Source organism: Streptomyces sp. NPDC022552 (genome assembly GCF_055561875.1).
Window position 1 is genome coordinate 415,741 of the sequence record NZ_JBVHGJ010000002.1, and the last position, 18,615, is coordinate 434,355.

The window sequence follows — 18,615 nt, forward strand, 5'->3', positions numbered from 1 at the left end:
CGCGTCGTACGTGACCTAGGTCCTGTGGGGCGCCTCACCCCGGAGCGGCGTTTCCGGGCCCTCGAATGTGACCTGGGCCTCGAAGTTCGCGCGCCGCGTGGCCCGCCTGAGCGCCTTCAGGAGGGTGCCGCCGACGGTCATCGTGAGGACGACGGTGAGAGCCGCCCGGCCGAGGTCCCAGCCGAGGGAGGTGGCGAGGACGTACGCGAGGAAGCGGACCAGGTTCTCGTGAGCCGGCTCCCCGGGCTGGAACGAGATCCCGGTGCCGAGGCCGCCGACCGTGACCCAGCCGTACAGATTGGTGACGGTGCCGTACGCGAACGCCGCCACGAACCCGTACGCCGACAGCATCAGCAGCTCTCCCCGGCCACGGACCCCGTCCTGCGCCGCGCCCGGCAGCAGACCCGCGCCCATGGTGAACCAGCCCATGGCCAGCATCTGCACCGGCATCCAGGGGCCCACACCGCCCGTGAGCAGGGCGGACGCGAACATGGTGACGGCCCCGAGGACGAAGCCGAAGCCCGGCCCGAGGACCCGGCCGCTCAGCACCATCAGGAAGAACATCGGCTCCAGACCCGCCGTACCCGCGCCGAGCGGACGCAGCGCGGCCCCCACGGCCGCCAGGACGCCCAGCATCGCGACCGCCTTCGCGTCCATCCCGCAGTCGGCGATCGTCGCGACCACGACCGCGATCAGCAGCGGCAGCAGCGCGGCGAAGAACCAGGGGGCGTCGGCTGCGTGGTTCGTGACCGCCGAGGCACCGTCCGCGAAGAGCGGCCACGCGACGGCCATCGCCCCGACGAGGGAGACGAGGACGAGCGCCGCGATCGAGCGGGGCCCGAGCCGTACGGGGCCTCTGCTCACCACGCCTCCCTCACCTGCTCGACCGTGAGCCAGGGCTGCGGGGCGAGGATCTTGGCGACCTGGGGGGAGAAGGCGGGGGAGGAGACGACGACCTCGGCCGTCGGGCCGTCCGCGACGACCTCGCCGCCCGCCAGGATCACCACCCGGTGCGCCAGCTCGGCGGCCAGCTCCACGTCGTGGGTGGCGAGCACGATGGCGTGCCCCGCGGCGGCGAGCCCTCGCAGATGGGCGACGAGGCGGGCCTTGGCCGCGTAGTCGAGACCGCGGGTCGGCTCGTCGAGGAGCAGGAGCGGGGGGCGGCCGGTCAGCACGACCGCGAGCGCGAGCGCCAGGCGCTGGCCTTCGGACAGGTCACGGGGGTGCGTGTCGTCCGCCACGCCCGGCAGCAGCTCGGAGACCAGCGCCCGGCAGGTGCCGGGGGCGGCGCCCGTGTCGGCGTCGGCGGCCGCGCACTCGGCGCCGACGGTGTCCGCGTACAGCAGGTCACGGGGCTCCTGCGGTACGAGACCGACGTGGCGGATCATCTCGCGGGGGTCGGTGCGGTGCGGGGCGTGGCCCGCGACGAGAGCGGTGCCGGAGGTGGGCGGGACGATGCCGACGAGCGCGTTGAGCAGCGTGGACTTGCCGGCGCCGTTGCGTCCCATGAGCGCGACGGTCTCGCCCGAGCCGACCTGGAGGTCCACGCGCCGCAGCGCCTCGACCCGGCCGCGGCGGACGCCGAGGGCACGGACGTCGACGAGGCGGTGGGGGGCGGGCGTGGGTACGTCGGGCTGGGGGCGCGGGCGCCGTCGGAACAGGGAGATTCCCCCACCCCTCCCCTCCCCGGAACCCTGCTGCCGGGGGCCGGCGGGCGGCTGGGCGCCGGGGGTGGCAGGTGACGCGCCCGGGGTCGCAGGTGACGAAGGCGCCGAGGCCTCGGGGCGGAGGCCCCCGTCCGGAGTCCGGCCTTCCAGGTGGGCCCGTACCGGGCCCGCCGCGCGGCGGGCGTCCCGGACCGTCAGGGGGAGCGGGCTCCAGCCCGCCAGGCGGCCCAGTGCCACCACCGGGGGGTGGACCGGGGAGACCGCCATGATCTCGGCGGGCGGGCCCATGACCCCGTCCGGAAGCAGCAGGACCTGGTCCGCGTACTGGACCACCCGCTCCAGGCGGTGCTCCGCCATCAGGACCGTCGTGCCGAGGTCGTGGACAAGGCGCTGCAGGACCGCCAGGACGTCCTCCGCCGCCGCCGGGTCCAGAGCGGACGTCGGCTCGTCGAGGACGAGGACCTTCGGGTGCGGGGTCAGCACCGAACCGATCGCCACCCGCTGCTGCTGCCCGCCCGAGAGCGTCGCGATCGGACGGTCGCGCAGCTCCGCGAGCCCGAGCAGGTCCAGGGTCTCCTCGACCCGCCGCCGCATCACCGCAGGAGCCAGGCCCAGGGACTCCATCCCGTACGCCAGCTCGTCCTCGACCGTGTCCGTGACGAAGTGCGCCGGCGGGTCCTGGCCGACCGTGCCCACCACGTCCGCCAGCTCGCGCGGCATGTGCGTACGGGTGTCCCGGCCCGCCACCGTCACGCGGCCCTTCAGCGTGCCGCCCGTGAAGTGCGGCACGAGCCCCGAGACCGCCCCGAGCAGCGTCGACTTGCCCACGCCCGACGGGCCCACCAGCAGGACCAGTTCGCCCTCGGGGACCGTCAGGTCCAGGTCCCGGAGCGTCGGCTCGCCCGCGCCGTACGTCACCGAGACGTTCTCGAACCGGATCACGAAGACTCCTTGGAGGCGGGCACGGGGGCCACGAACGCGGGCAACAGGCCCACCAGGATCGACAGTGCGGGCCACACCGGAAGCTCCGGCGCGACGAGCGGTACGACGCCCGGGTGCAGCGCCTCGTAGGCGTACACGTTCGCCCAGATCATCAGCGCCGCCACCGCCACGCCCGAACCGGCGACCAGCCAGGCCCGCACCCCCCACGCGTCCGGCCGGTACCGGCTCCGTACCGCCCGGCGGCCGCCGAGCCGGAGTCCGGCCATGGCCGCGACGAGACCGGCGACGACCAGCGGCAGCCCGTACCCCGCGCCCTGCGCCGCGAGCAGTCCGTACGATCCGGCGCACACCCCGAGCAGGCCGCCCAGCGTCAGGACGTTCGTCGTCCGGCGCACCGCCGGCGGCACCTGCGCCGTACGGCCGTACCCCCGGGCGTCCATCGAGGCCGCCACCGCGATGGAACGCTCCAGCGCGCCCTCCAGGACCGGCAGCCCGATCTGGAGCACCGCCCGCACCCCGCCCGTCGGCCGCCCCCGCAGCCGCCGGGCCGTCCGCAGCCGCACGACGTCGGCCACCATGTTCGGCGCGAAGGTCATCGCCACCACGACGGCGACCCCCGCCTCGTACAGCGCGCCCGGCAGCGACTTGAGCAGCCGCGCCGGATTGGCGAGCGCGTTCGCCGCGCCCACGCAGATCAGCAGGGTCGCCAGCTTGGCACCGTCGTACACGGCGAAGACCACTTGCTCCGCCGTCACCCGGCCCCCGATCCGCACCCCTTGTGCCCAGTCCGGAATCGGCACCTCGGGCAGCGTGAACAGCTCGTACGTCCCCGGGATCGCCGAACCGAGCAGCACCGAGAACACCACCCGCAGCGCCACCACGAACAGGCCCAGCTTCACGAAAGCCCCGTAGGAGCGGGCCCACGGGGCGTCCGTGCGGCGGGCCGCGACGACATAGCCGGCGACCGCGACGATCAGGCCGAGGAGCAGCGGGTTGGTGGTGCGGGAGGCGGCGACGGCGAGGCCGAGCGCCCAGAGCCACCAGGCGCCCGCGTGCAGGGCGTTGGAGCGGCTCGCCTCGGGGGCACGGATCATGCGCGTCGGCGGGCCTTCCAGACCGCGGCGCCCCCGAGCACGAGCACCGCGGCTCCGCCCACGACGATCCCGACGGAGGGGCCGCCGTCGTCCTCACCCTTGCCCTCCGGCGCCTGGGTGGCCGTCACCGTGAGGTCGCCGTCGGGCCGGCTCTCCCCGGACGGAGGGTTCGTCTCCGCCACCTGCTCGCCGCAGCCCTTCGCCGGGTAGCCGGCGATCCCGCACAGCAGCGCCGCGCTGTCGTACCGCAGCGGCTTCGCCACCGCGGCCAGCGCCTCCGCGCTCGTCGCGTCCTCGCGGACCTGGGCGCAGCCGGTCTTCACCGGCGGCTGGGGCGGAGCCTCGCCCGGCGGGGCGTCCTGCGGGGTGCCGAAGTCCACGACGACCGCCACCCGCTTGGTGCCGGCCTTCTCCTCCGTACCGGCGCAGACGCCCGCGAAGTCGGGGGCGGCGGTGGGCCGGGCGGCGTCGCTGCTGTCCTTGCTGACCGCGAAGCGGAAGCCGACGGCCTCGCCGTCGGACGGCCGGGCGGTCGCCGGGCCCTGCGTCGCGTACGCCCAGGTCCCCCCGCCGTCGCTCTCCCAGGACGACCAGTACCGGTAGCCGACGGCCTCGGCGGGAGCGGCGGCGGCCAGCATCAGGGCGACGCCGGCCGCTGCGCCGAGGAGCCCGGCCCTCACTTCTTGCGCCCGCTCACCAGGAAGCCGATGCCGACGCCGACGACCATGCCGATGCCGATGATCCACCACACGTCGAAGGAGCCGGAGTCGTCGTCGCTCGCCTCGGGCGCGGCGGACGGCGAGGCCTTCGGCGCGGGCCCGGTGGCGGCCAGCTCCTCGAGGAGGTCCGTCGAGCCGAAGGCGCGCGGGTCGACGTGCATCGCCTTCGCGGCGAGGATCAGCTGCGCGTACGCGGCGGGACCGCTCTCCTTCGCCCAGGCGGCGGAGTTCTTCTGGAGCCAGGTCAGCGCGCCGGAGGCCTCCTTCGTGGCACCGGTCGCGGCGAGCGCGACGACGGCGTCGGCGGTGTTGCCGTGGTCGGGCAGCTCGGTCGGGTCGGTGGCGCCGGGCATCGGCGGGGTGTTCAGGTGGCCGGTCTTCGCCAGCGCGGCGGCCAGGTAGGAGGCGCCGTTGAGCGCGGCCCGGTCCATCGTCGGCTTCGCCAGGTCCGTGCAGACCGGGCTCTGCTGGGGCTCCACGCCCCGCGCGGTGATGCCCTTGCCGAGCCCGGCGAGCGTGGCGGCGGCGGTGGCGTCGGCGTTCGCGAGAAGCTTGCCGTCCTTGTCGGGCTGGTACGCGAAGGCGCCCGCACCTTCCTTGGCGGAGCAGGGCAGGGCGAGGCCGAGCAGGGCGTCGTACGGGGTCCTGCCCTCGACGGACTTCACCGCGCCGGGCTTCTCGCCGAGCGCGGTGAGCGCGCTGATGACGATCGAGGTGGAGTTGGCGTCGCTGGGGCCGCCGGGGTTGTAGCCCCAGCCGCCGTCCTTGTTCTGCACACCCTTCAGCCAGGCCGCGCCGGCCGCGGCCGCCTTGGCCAGGGGCTCGGGTTCGGTGCTCAGGCGCTTGGCGCCGGTGAGTGCCTGGACGGCGACGGCGGTGGCGTTGGTGTCCAGCATGGTGGCCGTGTCGCAGGGCTTGGCGGGGTCCGGGCGGTACGACGCGAAGGCGCCGCTGTCGCACTGCTGCTTCCGGAGCCAGGACACGGCCTCGTCGGCGGGCTGCACACCGCTGGTCGTCTGGGCGATGAAGGCGAGCGACTGGCGCCACACGCCGTCGTACGTCGGGTCCTTCGTGCCGTAGAGCCCGGCGGGGATCACGGGCGCGGGGGTCGCGGACGGGGAGGGCGCGGCGGATGCGACGGGGGCGACGCCGGTGCAGAGCACCGCTGCGGCGGCGAACGCGGCGGCGCCGCGACGGACGGTGATCATGCGAGCTGTGGCCCTCTCCTGCGGCCGGGCACCGGCACGCTGAGGCACCAGGCTCGGCTCCGTATTCCTCGACGGTGCCGGCGGTCACGTCCCGGGCGGGGCATTCCGGCTTCCGTCCACGGCGGGCGAGGGCGGTCACGGTTGCGGGTCAGTGCCGGATTTGCACCGGCTTCCCCCCGTACGGGTGTGAGGACGACTCGCACACTCTACCGGCCCGTACACCGCCCGACCGGCGGGTGCGAGGCGCCTCACACCTCCGCCCGGGCCGGGGGCGGCCGGGGCCTCACACCGCCACGTACGCCACGGGGTCGGTGCCCGGGGCGGCCTCCGCGCGGCCCAGTTTCACGAGGCGGCGCACGTGGGCCTCCGCCTCGCTGACCGCGATGGTGCGGGAGCCGTACGGGATCTGGTCCCAGGGGCGGTTCCACTCCATGCGCTCGGCGAGCTGCCAGGGGGTGAGCGGCGCCGCGAGGAGGCGCAGGAGTCCGGTCAGCCGCTCCTCGTGGTGGTCGAGCAGCTCCCGTACCCGGCCGGCGGCGTCGGTGAAGGCGTACTGATGGGCCGGGAGCACCTCGGCGACGCCGAGCCGCCCGATCCGCTCCAGTGAGTCCAGGTAGTCGCCCAGGGGGTCGGTGGCGGTTTCGTCGTCCGGGTCCTCGTAGAGACCGATGTGCGGGGAGATCCCGGGGAGCAGGTGGTCGCCGGAGAAGAGCCGGCCGTGGCCCGGGAGTCCGGCGGGGTGCTCCTCCTCCAGGTGGAGGCAGACATGGCCGGGGGTGTGTCCGGGGGTCCAGACCGCGCGCAGCCGGCGGCCCGCGAGATCGAGCAGCTCGCCGGGGACGATCTCGCGGTCGGGGAGCGCGGAGCGCAGTCCGGGCAGGGTGCTCGCGCGGCCCGCGCGGGTCGCGCGGAGCGGGGCGGTGTGCTCCTCGGGGGCGCCGACGGCGGCCAGCTTGCGGGCGAGGTAGTCGAGCCAGGTGCCGGGTTCGGACTCGCGGGTGCGGCGGACGACGGCGGTGTCGGCGGCGTGCATCGCGATCCACGCGCCGGACGCCTCGCGGACCTGACCCGAGAGCCCGTGGTGGTCGGGGTGGTGGTGCGTGATGACGACCCCGTGCACGTCCCGTACGGAGGTCCCCAACGCGGTCAGTCCGTCGGCCAGTTCGTTCCAGGACGCCGGATCGTCCCAACCGGTGTCGATCAGCACGGGCCCGCGGTCGGTGTCGAGGACGTGGACGAGGGTGTGCCCGAGGGGGTTGTCCGGAATGGGTACCCGGAGCGACCAGACGCCTCCGCCGTGCTCGGTCACCTGGCTCATGGGCCCTCATCTCTCCGCGACGGCAGGGCGATTGCTCGACCGGGCCCACTATAACGAGAACTGACGGTCCGTCAGGGTGGCGTGCGGTGCCTTGTCGGGCGCGCGGCCGTGCGGTAGACCGCCAGGCCCTCGGGCTCGCGGTGGTGGAGGGTGGAGTCGTCAGCGCAGGGTGCGGCCTGGGCCGCTCGGGACCGGCGAACACATCACGGCGCTGTGTGGTTTCGTCGGGCACGCCGATCCGGGCTTCGCGCTGCGGGTGTACACGCACCTCATGCCGAGCAGCGAGAGCCGTACTCGGAAGGCCGTCGGCGACAGGGATCGGCGGGCCGCCGGAACGACTGACGGCCCCGAGACGGCCCAGGCGGTGTGACGCAGGCCCCACCAGCAGCAAAGCGGCTGGTGGGGGCCTGTCTCGTCCTGGCCATTGCCCCCTATAACTAGAACTGATATCAGTTCTGATACACAGTCAGAAACAGTGCGGGTTCCGGGAGGCAGTCGGCCATGACCGAGCTTGTGGAGCACGGAAAGCTGTACATCGGCGGGGCGTTGACCGATCCGGCCGGCGGGGATGTCATCGAGGTGATCTCGCCGCACACCGAGGAGGTCATCGGTCGTGTGCCGCACGCCTCCCGGGAGGATGTCGACCGGGCCGTCGCCGCCGCGCGCGAGGCCTTCGACCACGGGCCCTGGCCCAGGATGACGCTCGAGGAGCGGATCGCCGTCGTCGGGCGGATCAAGGACGCCATCGCCGTACGCCACGAGGAGATCGCCCGCTCGATCAGCTCCCAGAACGGCTCCCCGTACTCCTGGAGCGTTCTCGCCCAGGCCCTCGGCGCCATGATGGTCTGGGACGCGGCGATCACCATCGCCCGTGACTTCCCGTACGAGAGCAGGCGCGCGGGCGTCCTCGGGCCGATCCTGGTGCGGCGCGAGCCGGTCGGTGTCGTCGCGGCGGTCGTGCCGTGGAACGTCCCGCAGTTCACCGCCGCCGCCAAGCTCGGGCCCGCGCTGCTCGCCGGCTGCACGGTGGTCCTCAAGCCCTCGCCCGAGTCGCCGCTCGACTCGTACATCCTCGCCGAGATCGCCACCGAGGCGGGCCTCCCCGAAGGCGTCCTGTCCATCCTGCCCGCCGACCGCGAGGTCAGCGAGTACCTCGTCGGCCACCCGGGCGTCGACAAGGTCTCCTTCACCGGGTCGGTCGCCGCCGGAAAGCGCGTGATGGAGGTCGCCTCCCGCAACCTCACCCGCGTCACCCTCGAACTCGGTGGCAAGTCCGCGGCCGTCATCCTGCCCGACGCCGACGTGGCCACCGCCGTCGCCGGGATCGTCCCCGCGGCCTGGATGAACAACGGCCAGGCCTGCGTCGCCCAGACCCGCATCCTCGCCCCGCGCAGCCGGTACGACGAGATCGCCGAGGCGTTCGCCGCCGCCGCGGGCGCGCTGGTCGTCGGCGACCCGCTCGACCCGGCCACACAGGTCGGCCCGCTGGTCGCCCAGCGGCAGCGGCAGCGCTCCCTCGACTACATCAAGCTCGGCCAGGACGAGGGCGCCAAGGTCCTGACGGGCGGTGGCCGTCCGGCCGGCCTGGACCGCGGCTGGTACGTCGAGCCGACGCTCTTCGGGGCCGTGGACAACACCATGCGGATCGCACGCGAGGAGATCTTCGGACCGGTCATCGGTCTCCTTCCGTACGGGGAGGAGAGCGAGGCGCTCAGGATCGCCAACGACTCCGACTTCGGGCTCAGCGGCAGCGTCTGGACCGGGGACGTCGAGCACGGCATCGACTTCGCCCGGCAGGTCCGCACGGGCACCTTCAACATCAACACCTTCAGCCTGGACATGCTCGGCCCCTTCGGCGGCTACAAGAACTCGGGCCTGGGGCGGGAGTTCGGCCCCGAGGGCTTCGGCGAGTACCTGGAGCACAAGATGATCCACCTGCCGGCCGGGTACGAGGGACCGGGTGGTGCCTGATGGGCGACCGCTGGCGTGTGGAGGTCGACCGGGGGGTGTGCATCGGCTCCGGCATGTGCGTCAACCACGCCCCGGACGGCTTCCGCCTCGACACGGCCCGTCAGTCCCACCCGAGCGAACCGGAGTCGGACGCGAACGAGCGGGTGCTGGCCGCGGCCGAGGGCTGCCCGGTGGAGGCCATTCTGATCACGCTGCTCGACAGCGGGGAGCCGGTCTTCCCGCCGGAGGAGTAGCCACGAGCACGTGTTCACGCGTGCAAAAATCTTCCTCTGACCACGGGGGCAACAGGCCCGCGTGCGCCGAGGATTGGAAGAGTTGTGCGCAAGGCGACGGGGGTGGCCGTGGCCGCCGGTGTGGTGCTGCTGGTGGCGGGTTGCGGCAGCGATGGCGGCGGCTCGGGCAAGAACAAGGGCGGCTCGTCCGCCTCCTCCTCGGGCTCCACGACCGGCGGCGCGGAGGCGGGCGGCGAGAGCCCGGACGCGACCGCGGTGAGGAAGGAGATCGGGACCGCGGCCACGGCGGCCGGTTTCACCGAGGACCCCTCGGGCGACGCGGTCCCGGCCGAGCTCAAGAGCTGCATGGTGTCCTGGACGGCCGACGCCGAGAAGGCGGCGGACCCGAAGAAGTCCTACGACGCCACGGTGACGGCACTGACCGGCGGCGGCTGGAAGGAGGGCCCGGCCACCGAGCAGTCCGGGTCCACCGTCAAGACGCTGAACAAGGGCACCTGGTCGGTCAAGGCCAGCAACCACGGCGCCGCCGGCTTCGCCATCGTGATGTTCATCGGCACGGACAACACCCCGGAGTGCGAGGCCCTGTTCAAGGCCGACCTGGAGAAGAACAGGAAGCCGTAACGGCTCCTGGGGCTCCGTCAGACCGCCCCGCGGCCCTCGGCGGCCGCGGGCGCGACCGGCCCGCTCGGCGCGACCGCCCCGCTCGGCGCTCCCGGCGCTCCCGGCGCGCCCTGCGCGGCCGGCCGGCCCTGCCCGGCCTGCCCGGCCTGCCCGCTCGGTGCGGTCAGGTCGATCAGGCGGCAGACCGTCTCGATGTCGATCTTCACCTGCGCGATCGAGGCCCGCCCCGACAGCCAGGTGATCAGCGCCGAGTGCCAGGTGTGCTCGATCACCCGTACCGCCGACAGCTGCTGCGGCGTCGGGTGTTCGAGCCCCATCGAGTCCAGGATGATCGCCGTCGTCAGCCGCGAGACCGTGTCCACCTCGGGGCTCACGCTCCGGTCCGCGAACGTCAGCGCCCGCACCATCGCGTCCGCGAGCTGCGGCTCGCGCTGGAGCGCCCGGAACGCCCTCATCAGGGTCTCCGCGACCCGCTCGGCCGAGGTGTCGCCCGTCGGCGGCCGCTTCCGCAGAGTCGTGTGCATGTGCTGGAGCTGGTCCTGCATCGTCGCGACGAGCAGATGGATCTTGGACGGGAAGTAGCGGTACAGCGTGCCCAGGGCCACCCCGGCCGCGTCGGCGACCTCACGCATCTGCACGGCGTCGAAACCGCCCCGCCCGGCGAGCTGCGCGCTGGCGTGCAGGATGCGGCGGCGTCGCGCCTCCTGGCGCTCTGTCAGGGGCGGCGAGGCCGGTCTTTCTTCCGCGGTCATGAAGTCCCGTTCCGTGCGGTGGGGGAGCGACAGTATGGCCGGAGTATGGCGGGGCTTCCGTCGTGGCGCGAATCACCTGATCCGGCTCTTACGGCGGGGCTACCTGCCGGTAGATTCTGTGCTCCTTGAACGATCAAGAACGATCAAGTCTGAAACTTGTTCTAGATTAGCGCGAGCGGTTACGCTCGCGCGAAACGCACGCTTGAAGGGGGCCGCGAGTGACCGCTGAGGCCATAGAGGCAGGCCCCCGCCAGGGCGTCACCGACCACGGTGACATTCCGTTGCGGATCGCTCTCCTCACGTACAAGGGGAATCCCTTCTGCGGCGGTCAGGGTGTCTATGTCCGCCACCTCTCCCGCGAACTCGCCCGCCTCGGCCACCACGTCGAGGTCATCGGCTCGCAGCCGTACCCGACCCTCGACGAGGGCGTGCCCCTCACCGAGATCGCCAGCCTCGACCTCTATCGCTCGCCCGACCCCTTCCGAACGCCGAAGCGGGACGAGTACCGCGACTGGATCGACGCCCTCGAGGTCGCCACCATGTGGACCGGCGGCTTCCCCGAGCCCCTCACGTTCTCCCTGCGGGCCCGGCGCATGCTCGCCGCCCGCCGCGGCGACTTCGACGTCGTCCACGACAACCAGACGCTCGGCTACGGACTCCTCGGCGGCACCCGCGCGCTCGGCGCCCCGCTCGTCACCACGATCCACCACCCCATCACCGTCGACCGGCAGCTGGAGCTCGATGCCGCCGCCGACTGGAAGCGCCGCGCCTCCGTCCGCCGCTGGTACGGCTTCACCCGGATGCAGAAGCGTGTGGCCCGCCGTATGCCGTCCGTCCTCACCGTCTCCGGCACCTCCCGGCAGGAGATCGTCGAGCACCTCGGCGTACGCGACGACCGCATCCGGGTCGTCCACATCGGCGCCGACACCGACCTCTGGTCCCCCGACCCGTCCGTCGCCGAGGTCCCCGGCCGGATCGTCACCACCTCCAGCGCCGACGTCCCGCTCAAGGGCCTGATCCACCTCGTCGAGGCCCTGGCGAAACTCCGCACCGAGAACCCTGCCGCGCACCTCGTCGTCGTCGGCAGGCGCGCCGAGGGCGGTCCGGTCGCGCAGGCGATCGAACGCTACGGACTCCAGGACGCCGTCGAGTTCGTCAAGGGCATCTCCGACGCGGAGCTGGTGGACCTCGTCCGCTCCGCCCAGGTCTCCTGCGTGCCCTCGCTGTACGAAGGCTTCTCCCTGCCGGCCGCCGAGGCCATGGCCACCGGGACCCCGCTCGTCGCCACGACGGGGGGTGCCATCCCGGAGGTCGCAGGGGCCGACGGCGAGACGTGCCTGGCCGTGCCGCCGGGTGACGCGGACGCCCTCGCGGCGGCGCTCGGCCGGCTGCTCGGCGATACCGGCCTGCGCGCGCGGCTCGGGGCGGCGGGGCGCGTCCGGGTCCTGGAGCGCTTCACCTGGGCGCGTGCCGCCCAAGGCACCGCGGACCTCTATCGCGAGGCGATCGCCCGCCAAGGCGCCCGGGTGCGCGGAGGCGCCGGGTGACGTCTCGCCGTGTTCGCCGGGTGCGGCCCGGTGGGCGGGTGGTGCCCGCCCTCCCCCAAGCTTGCGGCTCCGTTCGAGCAGGGGGGACCCCCTTCGCCGTGCGGAAGGCCTGCCCACCACCCGGCGCCGCCCCGCAACCTCCCGTCAACACCGAAAGCAGGACCCCGTGCTGACCGTCGACTTCACCCGCTTCCCGCTCGCCCCCGGCGACCGCGTGCTCGACCTGGGCTGCGGTGCGGGCCGGCACGCCTTCGAGTGCTACCGGCGCGGCGCCCAGGTCGTGGCCCTCGACCAGAACGGCGAGGAGATCCGCGAGGTCGCCAAGTGGTTCGCGGCGATGAAGGAGGCCGGCGAGGCCCCCGCCGGCGCGACCGCCACCGCGATGGAGGGCGACGCGCTCAACCTGCCCTTCCCCGACGAGTCCTTCGACGTCGTGATCATCTCCGAGGTCATGGAGCACATCCCGGACGACAAGGGCGTCCTCGCCGAGATGGTCCGCGTGCTCAAGCCCGGTGGGCGGATCGCCATCACCGTCCCGCGCTACGGCCCCGAGAAGGTCTGCTGGGCTCTCTCCGACGAGTACCACGAGGTCGAGGGCGGGCACATCCGCATCTACAAGGCGGACGAGCTGCTCGCCAAGATCCGCCAGGCGGGTCTCAAGCCGTACGGCACCCACCACGCGCACGCGCTGCACTCGCCGTACTGGTGGCTGAAGTGCGCCTTCGGCGTGGACAACGACAAGGCCCTGCCGGTGCGGGCGTACCACAAGCTCCTGGTCTGGGACATCATGAAGAAGCCGGCCCTGACCCGGGTCGCCGAACAGCTGCTCAACCCGGTGGTCGGCAAGAGCTTCGTGGCGTACGCGACCAAGCCCCACCTGCCGAAGGCCGACGCCGGGGCCGCCTCCGCGGACGATGCTTCGGACGCCGCTTCGGATGCCGCCTCGAACGCCGTGGACGCGGCCAAGTGACCTCTCCCGAGCAGATCGCGGAGCACCTGCTCCTGCCCGGGGTCCTCACCGCCGAGCAGGCCGCCGAGACCGTCGCCGGAGTCCTCGCCGCGCAGCGCGAGGACGGGGCGATCCCGTGGTTCCGCGGCCACCACCTCGATCCGTGGGACCACACCGAGGCCGCCATGGCCCTGGACACCGCCGGCGAGCACACGGCGGCGGCCCGGGCGTACGAGTGGCTGGCCCGGCACCAGAACGCCGACGGCTCCTGGTACGCGGCCTACCGGGACGGCGACCCGGACGACGTCACCGACCGGGGCCGCGAGTCGAACTTCGTCGCGTACGTCGCCGTCGGCGTCTGGCACCACTACCTGGCGACCGGCGACGACGCCTTCCTCGACCGGATGTGGCCGGTCGTCTACGCCGCCGTCGAGTTCGTCCTCGCCCTCCAGCAGCCCGGCGGGCAGATCGGCTGGAAGCGGGAGGCGGACGGCGCGGCGGTCGACGACGCGCTCCTCACGGGCAGTTCCTCCATCTACCAGGCACTGCGTTGCGCGCTCGCCATCGCCGAGGCGCGCGAGGAGCCCCAGCCGGACTGGGAGCTGGCGGCGGGTGCGCTCGGCCATGCGATCCGCAGCCACCCCGAGCGCTTCCTCGACAAGGCCCGCTACTCCATGGACTGGTACTACCCGGTCCTGGGCGGCGCCGTCAGGGGTCCCGCGGCCACGGCCCGGATCGAGGCCCACTGGGACGACTTCGTCGTCCCCGGGCTCGGTGTGCGGTGTGTCCTGCCCAATCCGTGGGTGACCGGTGGCGAGAGCTGCGAACTCGCCCTCGCCCTCTGGGCGATGGGGGAGTCCGACCGCGCCCTGGAGATCCTCCAGTCCATCCAGCACCTGCGCGCCGAGGGCGGCATGTACTGGACGGGGTACGTCTTCGAGGGCGACAAGGCCGTGTGGCCCGAGGAGCTCACGACCTGGACGGCCGGCTCGCTGCTGCTCGCCGTGGCGGCGCTGGGCGGCGACGAGGCGACGGTGGCGGTCTTCGGCGGCGAACGTCTGCCGGCAGGCCTCGAGCCGGACTGCTGCGACTCCTGACCGCGGGCCGACTGCCGGACCGGCCGCGGGGGGTGGCCGCCGGGCCGACCGCCGGGCTGACCCCCGGCGCGTCGGCGGCGGGGCGACCGCCGGCTGACCCCGGGCCGACCTCCGTGCTGACTGCGGGGGGTGGCCGCCGGCCGACCCCGGGCCGACCGTGGGGCTTGGCGCGTGGCGTCGGCGGCGGGCTAACTGCGGGCCGACCGCGGGAGGTGACCGCCGGGCCGACCTGGGCTGGCCCCGGGCCGACCGCGGTGGGCTGACTCCCGGGCTGACTGCCGGGGGAGGTGGCCGCCGGGCCGACCCTGGGTCAACCGCGGCGGGCTGGCTCCCGGTGTCAGTGGCGGCGCAGGCCGCCCGCGACCGCGTGGCCTATCGCGAGGTATACGACGGCGGCGAGACCGTACCCCGTCACCACGCGCGCCCACGCCTCGTCGAAGGTGAAGAGGTCGTAGGACCATGCCGCCAGCCAGTGGGCGGCGTCCTGTACGAAGCTCACCAGGGCGTTGGCCCGGTTGGCCTCCAGCAGGTACATGAGGATCCACAGGATGATCAGGCCGGCCATGATGTCGGCGACCACGGCGATGACTCTCGCCGTCTGCGTTGTGCCGCTGCGTGAAGTCATGACGTTCGGTTTGCCGCGATCCGTTGGCCGAAACCCGTTCGGAGTCGCCCGGGTGGCAGAGCCGCAGGGGCGGGGCGAGGCTGTGGCCAAAGCCCTCAGGGAGGTTCCGCCGTGCCCCGTTCCGTGCCCTCCGGTCCGATACGCCGCGGCGTCGTGGCGCTCGTGCTCTCCTGCGCGCTGCTCCTGACGAACGCCGCCTGCGGCGGGGACGACGAGAGCGCGAGCGGCACGGCGACGCCGACGGGCACGGTCGAGCAGCAGCGGCTCGCCAAGACCCGCTTCGTGGCCAACGCGGGCCTGGCGGCGGGCGCGACGTACCAGTGGATCGTCAAGCCGTACCGCGACGGCAAGTTCGAGAAGGGCACGGACGGACGGACGTTCGCCCTGGTCAAGGCGGGCCTCGCGGGCGCCTTCGCGTACAACCGGCTCAAGGCGGCGGCGGAGAACGCCAAGGGTGACCCGCTCCTGTCCAAGGCGGTCGCGCCGCTCACGGCGGGCATCGACAAGCTCAAGGACCTCGGCACCAAGCTCCGCAAGGGCGAGGCGAGCGAGGCCGACGTCGGGGCGTTCGAGGACGTCATCACCGACGTGAAGGACGCGGGCAGGAGCGCGGGCGCGGTGGTGACCGACAAGGTGCCCAGCACGTCACAACTGGGCGGATGACGTCATGTGTTGAGCTCCGCGAGCAGCCGTAGCGTGGCCGGGTCGGGCGCCGTGACCAGCAGGTCGGTGACCGGGCCCTTGTGCCACCGGTCGAGCCGTTCGGCGATCCGCTCCCTCGGCCCGACGAGCGAGATCTCGTCCGCGAAGGCGTCGGGCACGGCGAGCACGGCCTCCTCGCGGCGGCCCGCGGCGAACAGCTCCTGGATGTGCCGGGCCTCGGACTCGTACCCCATGCGCCCCATCAGGTCGGCGTGGAAGTTCCGGGCGGCGTGCCCCATGCCGCCGATGTAGAAGCCGAGCATCGCCTTGACGGGCAGCAGCCCCTCGGCCGGGTCGTCGCAGAGCTGCGCACGGACCATGGGCGCGACACGGAAGCCGTCGGGGAGCCGGTCGGGGAGGGCGTAGACCTCGGCGTACCGCGAGGGGGACCAGTAGAGCGGCAGCCAGCCGTCGGCGATCCGCAGGGTCTGGGCGATGTTCTTGGGGCCCTCCGCCCCGAGCAGCACCGGCAGGTCGGCCCGCAGGGGGTGGGTGATCGGCTTGAGGGCCTTGCCGAGCCCGGTGCCGTCGTCCCCGGAGTACGGGTGGGAGTGGAACCGTCCGTCCAGCGCGACAGGCCCCTCGCGCCGCAGCACTTGCCGGATCACGTCCACGTACTCGCGGGTCGCCGTCAACGGGGAGCGGGGGAAGGGCCGGCCGTACCAGCCCTCGACGACCTGCGGCCCGGACAGGCCGAGGCCGAGCATCATCCGCCCGCCGGAGAGGTGGTCGAGCGTGAGGGCGTGCATGGCGGTGGCGGTGGGCGTCCGCGCGGCCATCTGCGCGACGGCGGTCCCCAGTCCGATACGGGAGGTGTGCGCGGCGATCCAGGTCAGCGCGGTGAACGCGTCGGACCCCCAGGCCTCGGCGGTCCACACCGAGTCGTACCCGAGCCGCTCCGCCTCGCGGGCGAGTTCCAGATGGGCGGGGGAGGGGCCGCGTCCCCAGTAGCCGAGAGCGAGTCCGAGGCGCATGACGTCCAGCCTTCCTGACGGTTCGTCAGATCATCACTTCCCGGGGGACTGTACGACAACGGCCCCTCGCCCGGAAGGGGTTCCGGGCGAGGGGCCGTGGGAGCGTGCGTGCTCAGCCGCGCTGGATGCCGGTGGTGTCCTGGAGGACACCGCGGCGGCCGTCCTGCGTCTGGGCGATCAGGCCCGGGCCGCGCTGCTCGACCGCCAGGTACCAGGTACCGGGGGCCAGTTCGGCGATCGGGGTGGGCGAGCCGTCCTCCGCGTACAGCGGACGGGCGACCGGGACCGCGAACCAGAACGGCGCGAAGTCGCCGGACTGACCCTGACCCTGCGCCGGAGCCGACTGGGCGGTCGTGGGCTGAGGGGCCTGCTGGGCCTGCGCGTCGGGCTGCGGCTGGCCCGGGTACGGCTGGGGCTGAGCGCCGTAGGGCTGCTGCTGGGCGCCCGGGTAGCCGTAGCCACCGGGGACGCCCTGCTGGCCGGGCTGGCCCGGCTGCATGCCGTACGGCTGCGGGGTCTGCGGCTTCGGCGCGCTCAGCAGCGGGCCCTTGAGGGCCGGGACCAGCGGGGCGGCGACGGCGGCGGCCGCCAGGATCAGGGCGGCGATGAGGCCGAGGATGAGGCCGGCACCGGCGTTCTCGGACTCGAACATCCACATCAGCACGTTCCAGGCCGAGGCCACGGCGAACGCGACGCCGATCTGGCCCAGCTCCAGACCCACGACCTTGCGGGGCTGCGGAAGCGCGTGCGACACGACGACGAGGGCGGCACCCGCGATGCCGAGGAGGAAGGCGCCCCAGCCGAGGGGCGAGATCTCCCAGGAGTTCGTGCTCGGGACCTGGTCGCAGATGGCGGCGCCGGCGTCACAGCCGCTGATGTCGAGGAATGAGGCGATGAACAGCACCACCGCTGCACCGATCAGAACGCCATCGCCTCGAGTGAGGGAGCGGATATTCACGTAAGAGTCCTTCGTCGGGTCGTCTCGTCGGGGTGGCGCGAAAGCACGGGGGCGGCCCCCATCGTACGGAGGGAATCTATCGCCCGTCGGTACTACCCCTTGAGGTAGGTCCCGATGCCGTCCGCGATGCCCTGCGCCGCTTTCTGACGCCATGCCGCGTTCGTGAGGAGTGCGGCATCCTTCGAATCACGCATATTGCCGCATTCGACGAACACCTTGGGCACGGTCGAGAGATTGAGTCCCCCGAGGTCGTCCCGTACGTCCAACCCCGTTCCGGAGCCGAGGTAGTTGGCGGGCGCGGTGCCGGTCGCCCGGGCGAAGTGCCGGGCGATGTTCTCGCCGAGGTCGCGGGAGGGGCCGACGATCTTCTGGGTGTCGGCCGCGCCGGAACTGACCTGGGCGGGCACGATCACATGGAATCCACGGTTGCCGGTGGCGGATCCGTCGGCGTGCACGGAGACGACGGCGTCGGCGCGCGCGGAGTTGCCGATCCGGGCCCGCTCGTCGATGCAGGGACCGAAGGGGCGGTCGGCGTCGTGGGTGAGCACGACCTTCGCGCCCTGGGCCTTGAGGAGATCGCGCAGACGGTGTGAAACATCCAGGGTGAATGCGGCTTCGGTGTAGTCGGCGTTCGTGGAGGTGCCGGTGGTGTCGCATTCCTTGCGTGCTGTGCCGATATCGACCTTCTGGTTGATTTCCCGGGAATGCTGGAAATTGCCGGGATTGTGACCGGGGTCGACGACGATCGTGCGCCCGGCGAGCGGGAGGGCCTGGGCGGGGGCCGGGGCGGCCGAGGCCGAGTCCGGGGACGCCGGGGTCGAGGCCGCGGACTGGGTCGTTTTGGCGTCCGGTGTCCTCGGGGCGTCGGACTGCGGGCCGGCGCCGCAGCCGGCGAGGGCGGCACAGGCGGTGAGGGCCCCGGTGAGCGCTGCGGCGGGGGTGAGGATCTTGTGGTGGTCGTACGGCACCTTGCGACTCTAGTGGGCGGTGTCGCCGGGCGGTCCGTTGACGCGACGGGACTGTGCGGGGGCTGTGATGGGTAGGGAGAGAGGACACGCGGACCACGGGGGGAACTGTGGCGGGGGAAGAGCCGAACGACGCACGTCCGACGTCCGAGCCGGGGGAGCCGAGAGACCCGAGGGTCTCGGAGACGCCCTGGGCCTATGGGGCGCCGGGGGCGCCTGGGCCTGCGGGGACGCAGGGGTCACCGGGGGCATCAGAGCCGCAGGGGACGCCGG

18 protein-coding genes and 1 riboswitch are annotated in these 18,615 nt (G+C 73.2%); of the genes, 7 read left to right on the forward strand and 11 right to left on the reverse strand.

Annotation, left to right across the window (positions count from 1 at the left end):
* Window positions 1-15: 15 nt before the first annotated feature.
* The 6 genes from ACZ3OF_RS06780 to ACZ3OF_RS06805 all read right to left on the reverse strand — a co-directional run bounded on the left by ACZ3OF_RS06780 (window position 16) and on the right by ACZ3OF_RS06805 (window position 6,948).
* The gene (locus tag ACZ3OF_RS06780; RefSeq protein ID WP_467303805.1) at window positions 16-897 is read right to left on the reverse strand and encodes an ECF transporter S component; all 882 of its coding nucleotides are present in this window, start codon (window positions 895-897) and stop codon (window positions 16-18) included.
* Entirely contained in the window at window positions 861-2,609 is a 1,749-nt protein-coding gene (locus ACZ3OF_RS06785; RefSeq protein WP_361674947.1) for an ABC transporter ATP-binding protein, read from the reverse strand. Before ACZ3OF_RS06785 ends, ACZ3OF_RS06780 begins: the two co-directional genes overlap by 37 nt.
* Window positions 2,606-3,703, reverse strand: coding sequence for an energy-coupling factor transporter transmembrane component T (locus ACZ3OF_RS06790; RefSeq protein WP_361674949.1), 1,098 nt, complete (start codon window positions 3,701-3,703; stop codon window positions 2,606-2,608). The genes ACZ3OF_RS06785 and ACZ3OF_RS06790 overlap by 4 nt, the downstream gene beginning before the upstream one ends.
* Window positions 3,700-4,341, reverse strand: coding sequence for an SCO2322 family protein (locus ACZ3OF_RS06795; RefSeq protein ID WP_467303806.1), 642 nt, complete (start codon window positions 4,339-4,341; stop codon window positions 3,700-3,702). The genes ACZ3OF_RS06790 and ACZ3OF_RS06795 overlap by 4 nt, the downstream gene beginning before the upstream one ends.
* 38 nt (window positions 4,342-4,379) lie before the next feature.
* Window positions 4,380-5,630, reverse strand: coding sequence for a prenyltransferase/squalene oxidase repeat-containing protein (locus ACZ3OF_RS06800; RefSeq protein ID WP_467303238.1), 1,251 nt, complete (start codon window positions 5,628-5,630; stop codon window positions 4,380-4,382).
* A 62-nt stretch (window positions 5,631-5,692) separates the two neighbouring features.
* A riboswitch (cobalamin riboswitch) is annotated at window positions 5,693-5,859 on the reverse strand.
* A gap of 54 nt (window positions 5,860-5,913) precedes the next feature.
* The gene (locus tag ACZ3OF_RS06805) at window positions 5,914-6,948 is read right to left on the reverse strand and encodes an MBL fold metallo-hydrolase (RefSeq protein WP_467303240.1); all 1,035 of its coding nucleotides are present in this window, start codon (window positions 6,946-6,948) and stop codon (window positions 5,914-5,916) included.
* 501 nt (window positions 6,949-7,449) lie between these two features.
* On the opposite strand from ACZ3OF_RS06805, the gene ACZ3OF_RS06810 reads away from it, so the two are divergent.
* The 3 genes from ACZ3OF_RS06810 to ACZ3OF_RS06820 all read left to right on the forward strand — a co-directional run bounded on the left by ACZ3OF_RS06810 (window position 7,450) and on the right by ACZ3OF_RS06820 (window position 9,773).
* Window positions 7,450-8,919 carry an aldehyde dehydrogenase gene (locus tag ACZ3OF_RS06810; protein ID WP_467303242.1) on the forward strand — a complete coding sequence of 490 codons (1,470 nt, stop codon included), beginning with the start codon at window positions 7,450-7,452 and terminating at the stop codon, window positions 8,917-8,919.
* Window positions 8,919-9,152: a ferredoxin gene (locus ACZ3OF_RS06815; protein ID WP_361434810.1), complete on the forward strand. Its 234-nt coding sequence runs from the start codon at window positions 8,919-8,921 to the stop codon at window positions 9,150-9,152. The genes ACZ3OF_RS06810 and ACZ3OF_RS06815 overlap by 1 nt, the downstream gene beginning before the upstream one ends.
* A gap of 84 nt (window positions 9,153-9,236) precedes the next feature.
* Complete coding sequence (locus ACZ3OF_RS06820) at window positions 9,237-9,773, forward strand: hypothetical protein (RefSeq protein ID WP_361674957.1); 537 nt, start codon at window positions 9,237-9,239, stop codon at window positions 9,771-9,773.
* A gap of 17 nt (window positions 9,774-9,790) precedes the next feature.
* Here ACZ3OF_RS06820 and ACZ3OF_RS06825 read toward each other — a convergent pair whose 3' ends face one another.
* Window positions 9,791-10,525, reverse strand: a complete 735-nt coding sequence (locus tag ACZ3OF_RS06825) for a TetR family transcriptional regulator (RefSeq protein ID WP_361674959.1) — start codon at window positions 10,523-10,525, stop codon at window positions 9,791-9,793.
* A 218-nt stretch (window positions 10,526-10,743) separates the two neighbouring features.
* Between ACZ3OF_RS06825 and ACZ3OF_RS06830 the strand changes: the two genes are divergently transcribed.
* The 3 genes from ACZ3OF_RS06830 (at window position 10,744) to ACZ3OF_RS06840 (ending at window position 14,118) form a co-directional block, all read left to right on the forward strand.
* Complete coding sequence (locus ACZ3OF_RS06830) at window positions 10,744-12,072, forward strand: glycosyltransferase family 4 protein (protein ID WP_361674961.1); 1,329 nt, start codon at window positions 10,744-10,746, stop codon at window positions 12,070-12,072.
* A 166-nt stretch (window positions 12,073-12,238) separates the two neighbouring features.
* On the forward strand, window positions 12,239-13,042 hold the full coding sequence (locus ACZ3OF_RS06835; protein ID WP_467303246.1) for a class I SAM-dependent methyltransferase: 804 nt from the start codon (window positions 12,239-12,241) through the stop codon (window positions 13,040-13,042).
* A complete protein-coding gene (locus ACZ3OF_RS06840) occupies window positions 13,039-14,118 on the forward strand; it encodes a prenyltransferase/squalene oxidase repeat-containing protein (RefSeq protein ID WP_467303248.1) in 1,080 nt (359 codons plus the stop codon). The genes ACZ3OF_RS06835 and ACZ3OF_RS06840 overlap by 4 nt, the downstream gene beginning before the upstream one ends.
* 337 nt (window positions 14,119-14,455) lie before the next feature.
* On the opposite strand, the gene ACZ3OF_RS06845 is transcribed toward ACZ3OF_RS06840, so the two are convergent.
* Window positions 14,456-14,743 carry a hypothetical protein gene (locus ACZ3OF_RS06845; RefSeq protein ID WP_361674967.1) on the reverse strand — a complete coding sequence of 96 codons (288 nt, stop codon included), beginning with the start codon at window positions 14,741-14,743 and terminating at the stop codon, window positions 14,456-14,458.
* A 111-nt stretch (window positions 14,744-14,854) separates the two neighbouring features.
* Between ACZ3OF_RS06845 and ACZ3OF_RS06850 the strand changes: the two genes are divergently transcribed.
* On the forward strand, window positions 14,855-15,406 hold the full coding sequence (locus tag ACZ3OF_RS06850; RefSeq protein ID WP_467303250.1) for a hypothetical protein: 552 nt from the start codon (window positions 14,855-14,857) through the stop codon (window positions 15,404-15,406).
* 2 nt (window positions 15,407-15,408) lie between these two features.
* Here ACZ3OF_RS06850 and ACZ3OF_RS06855 read toward each other — a convergent pair whose 3' ends face one another.
* From ACZ3OF_RS06855 to ACZ3OF_RS06865, 3 genes are all read right to left on the reverse strand, one after another.
* Window positions 15,409-16,419, reverse strand: coding sequence for an LLM class F420-dependent oxidoreductase (locus ACZ3OF_RS06855; RefSeq protein WP_467303252.1), 1,011 nt, complete (start codon window positions 16,417-16,419; stop codon window positions 15,409-15,411).
* A gap of 112 nt (window positions 16,420-16,531) precedes the next feature.
* The gene (locus ACZ3OF_RS06860; protein ID WP_467303254.1) at window positions 16,532-17,377 is read right to left on the reverse strand and encodes a DUF5336 domain-containing protein; all 846 of its coding nucleotides are present in this window, start codon (window positions 17,375-17,377) and stop codon (window positions 16,532-16,534) included.
* A 92-nt stretch (window positions 17,378-17,469) separates the two neighbouring features.
* Window positions 17,470-18,345, reverse strand: coding sequence for an N-acetylmuramoyl-L-alanine amidase (locus ACZ3OF_RS06865; protein ID WP_361674975.1), 876 nt, complete (start codon window positions 18,343-18,345; stop codon window positions 17,470-17,472).
* Window positions 18,346-18,615: the final 270 nt, after the last annotated feature.

Coding starts and splice junctions, on each gene's coding strand:
- ACZ3OF_RS06815 (WP_361434810.1), top strand. CDS start 8,919: ATGGGCGACCGCTGGCGTGTGGAGGTCGACCGGGGGGTGTGCATCGGC.
- ACZ3OF_RS06805 (WP_467303240.1), bottom strand. CDS start 6,948: ATGAGCCAGGTGACCGAGCACGGCGGAGGCGTCTGGTCGCTCCGGGTA.
- ACZ3OF_RS06795 (WP_467303806.1), bottom strand. CDS start 4,341: ATGCTGGCCGCCGCCGCTCCCGCCGAGGCCGTCGGCTACCGGTACTGG.
- ACZ3OF_RS06810 (WP_467303242.1), top strand. CDS start 7,450: ATGACCGAGCTTGTGGAGCACGGAAAGCTGTACATCGGCGGGGCGTTG.
- ACZ3OF_RS06855 (WP_467303252.1), bottom strand. CDS start 16,419: ATGCGCCTCGGACTCGCTCTCGGCTACTGGGGACGCGGCCCCTCCCCC.
- ACZ3OF_RS06800 (WP_467303238.1), bottom strand. CDS start 5,630: ATGATCACCGTCCGTCGCGGCGCCGCCGCGTTCGCCGCCGCAGCGGTG.
- ACZ3OF_RS06825 (WP_361674959.1), bottom strand. CDS start 10,525: ATGACCGCGGAAGAAAGACCGGCCTCGCCGCCCCTGACAGAGCGCCAG.
- ACZ3OF_RS06790 (WP_361674949.1), bottom strand. CDS start 3,703: ATGATCCGTGCCCCCGAGGCGAGCCGCTCCAACGCCCTGCACGCGGGC.
- ACZ3OF_RS06845 (WP_361674967.1), bottom strand. CDS start 14,743: ATGACTTCACGCAGCGGCACAACGCAGACGGCGAGAGTCATCGCCGTG.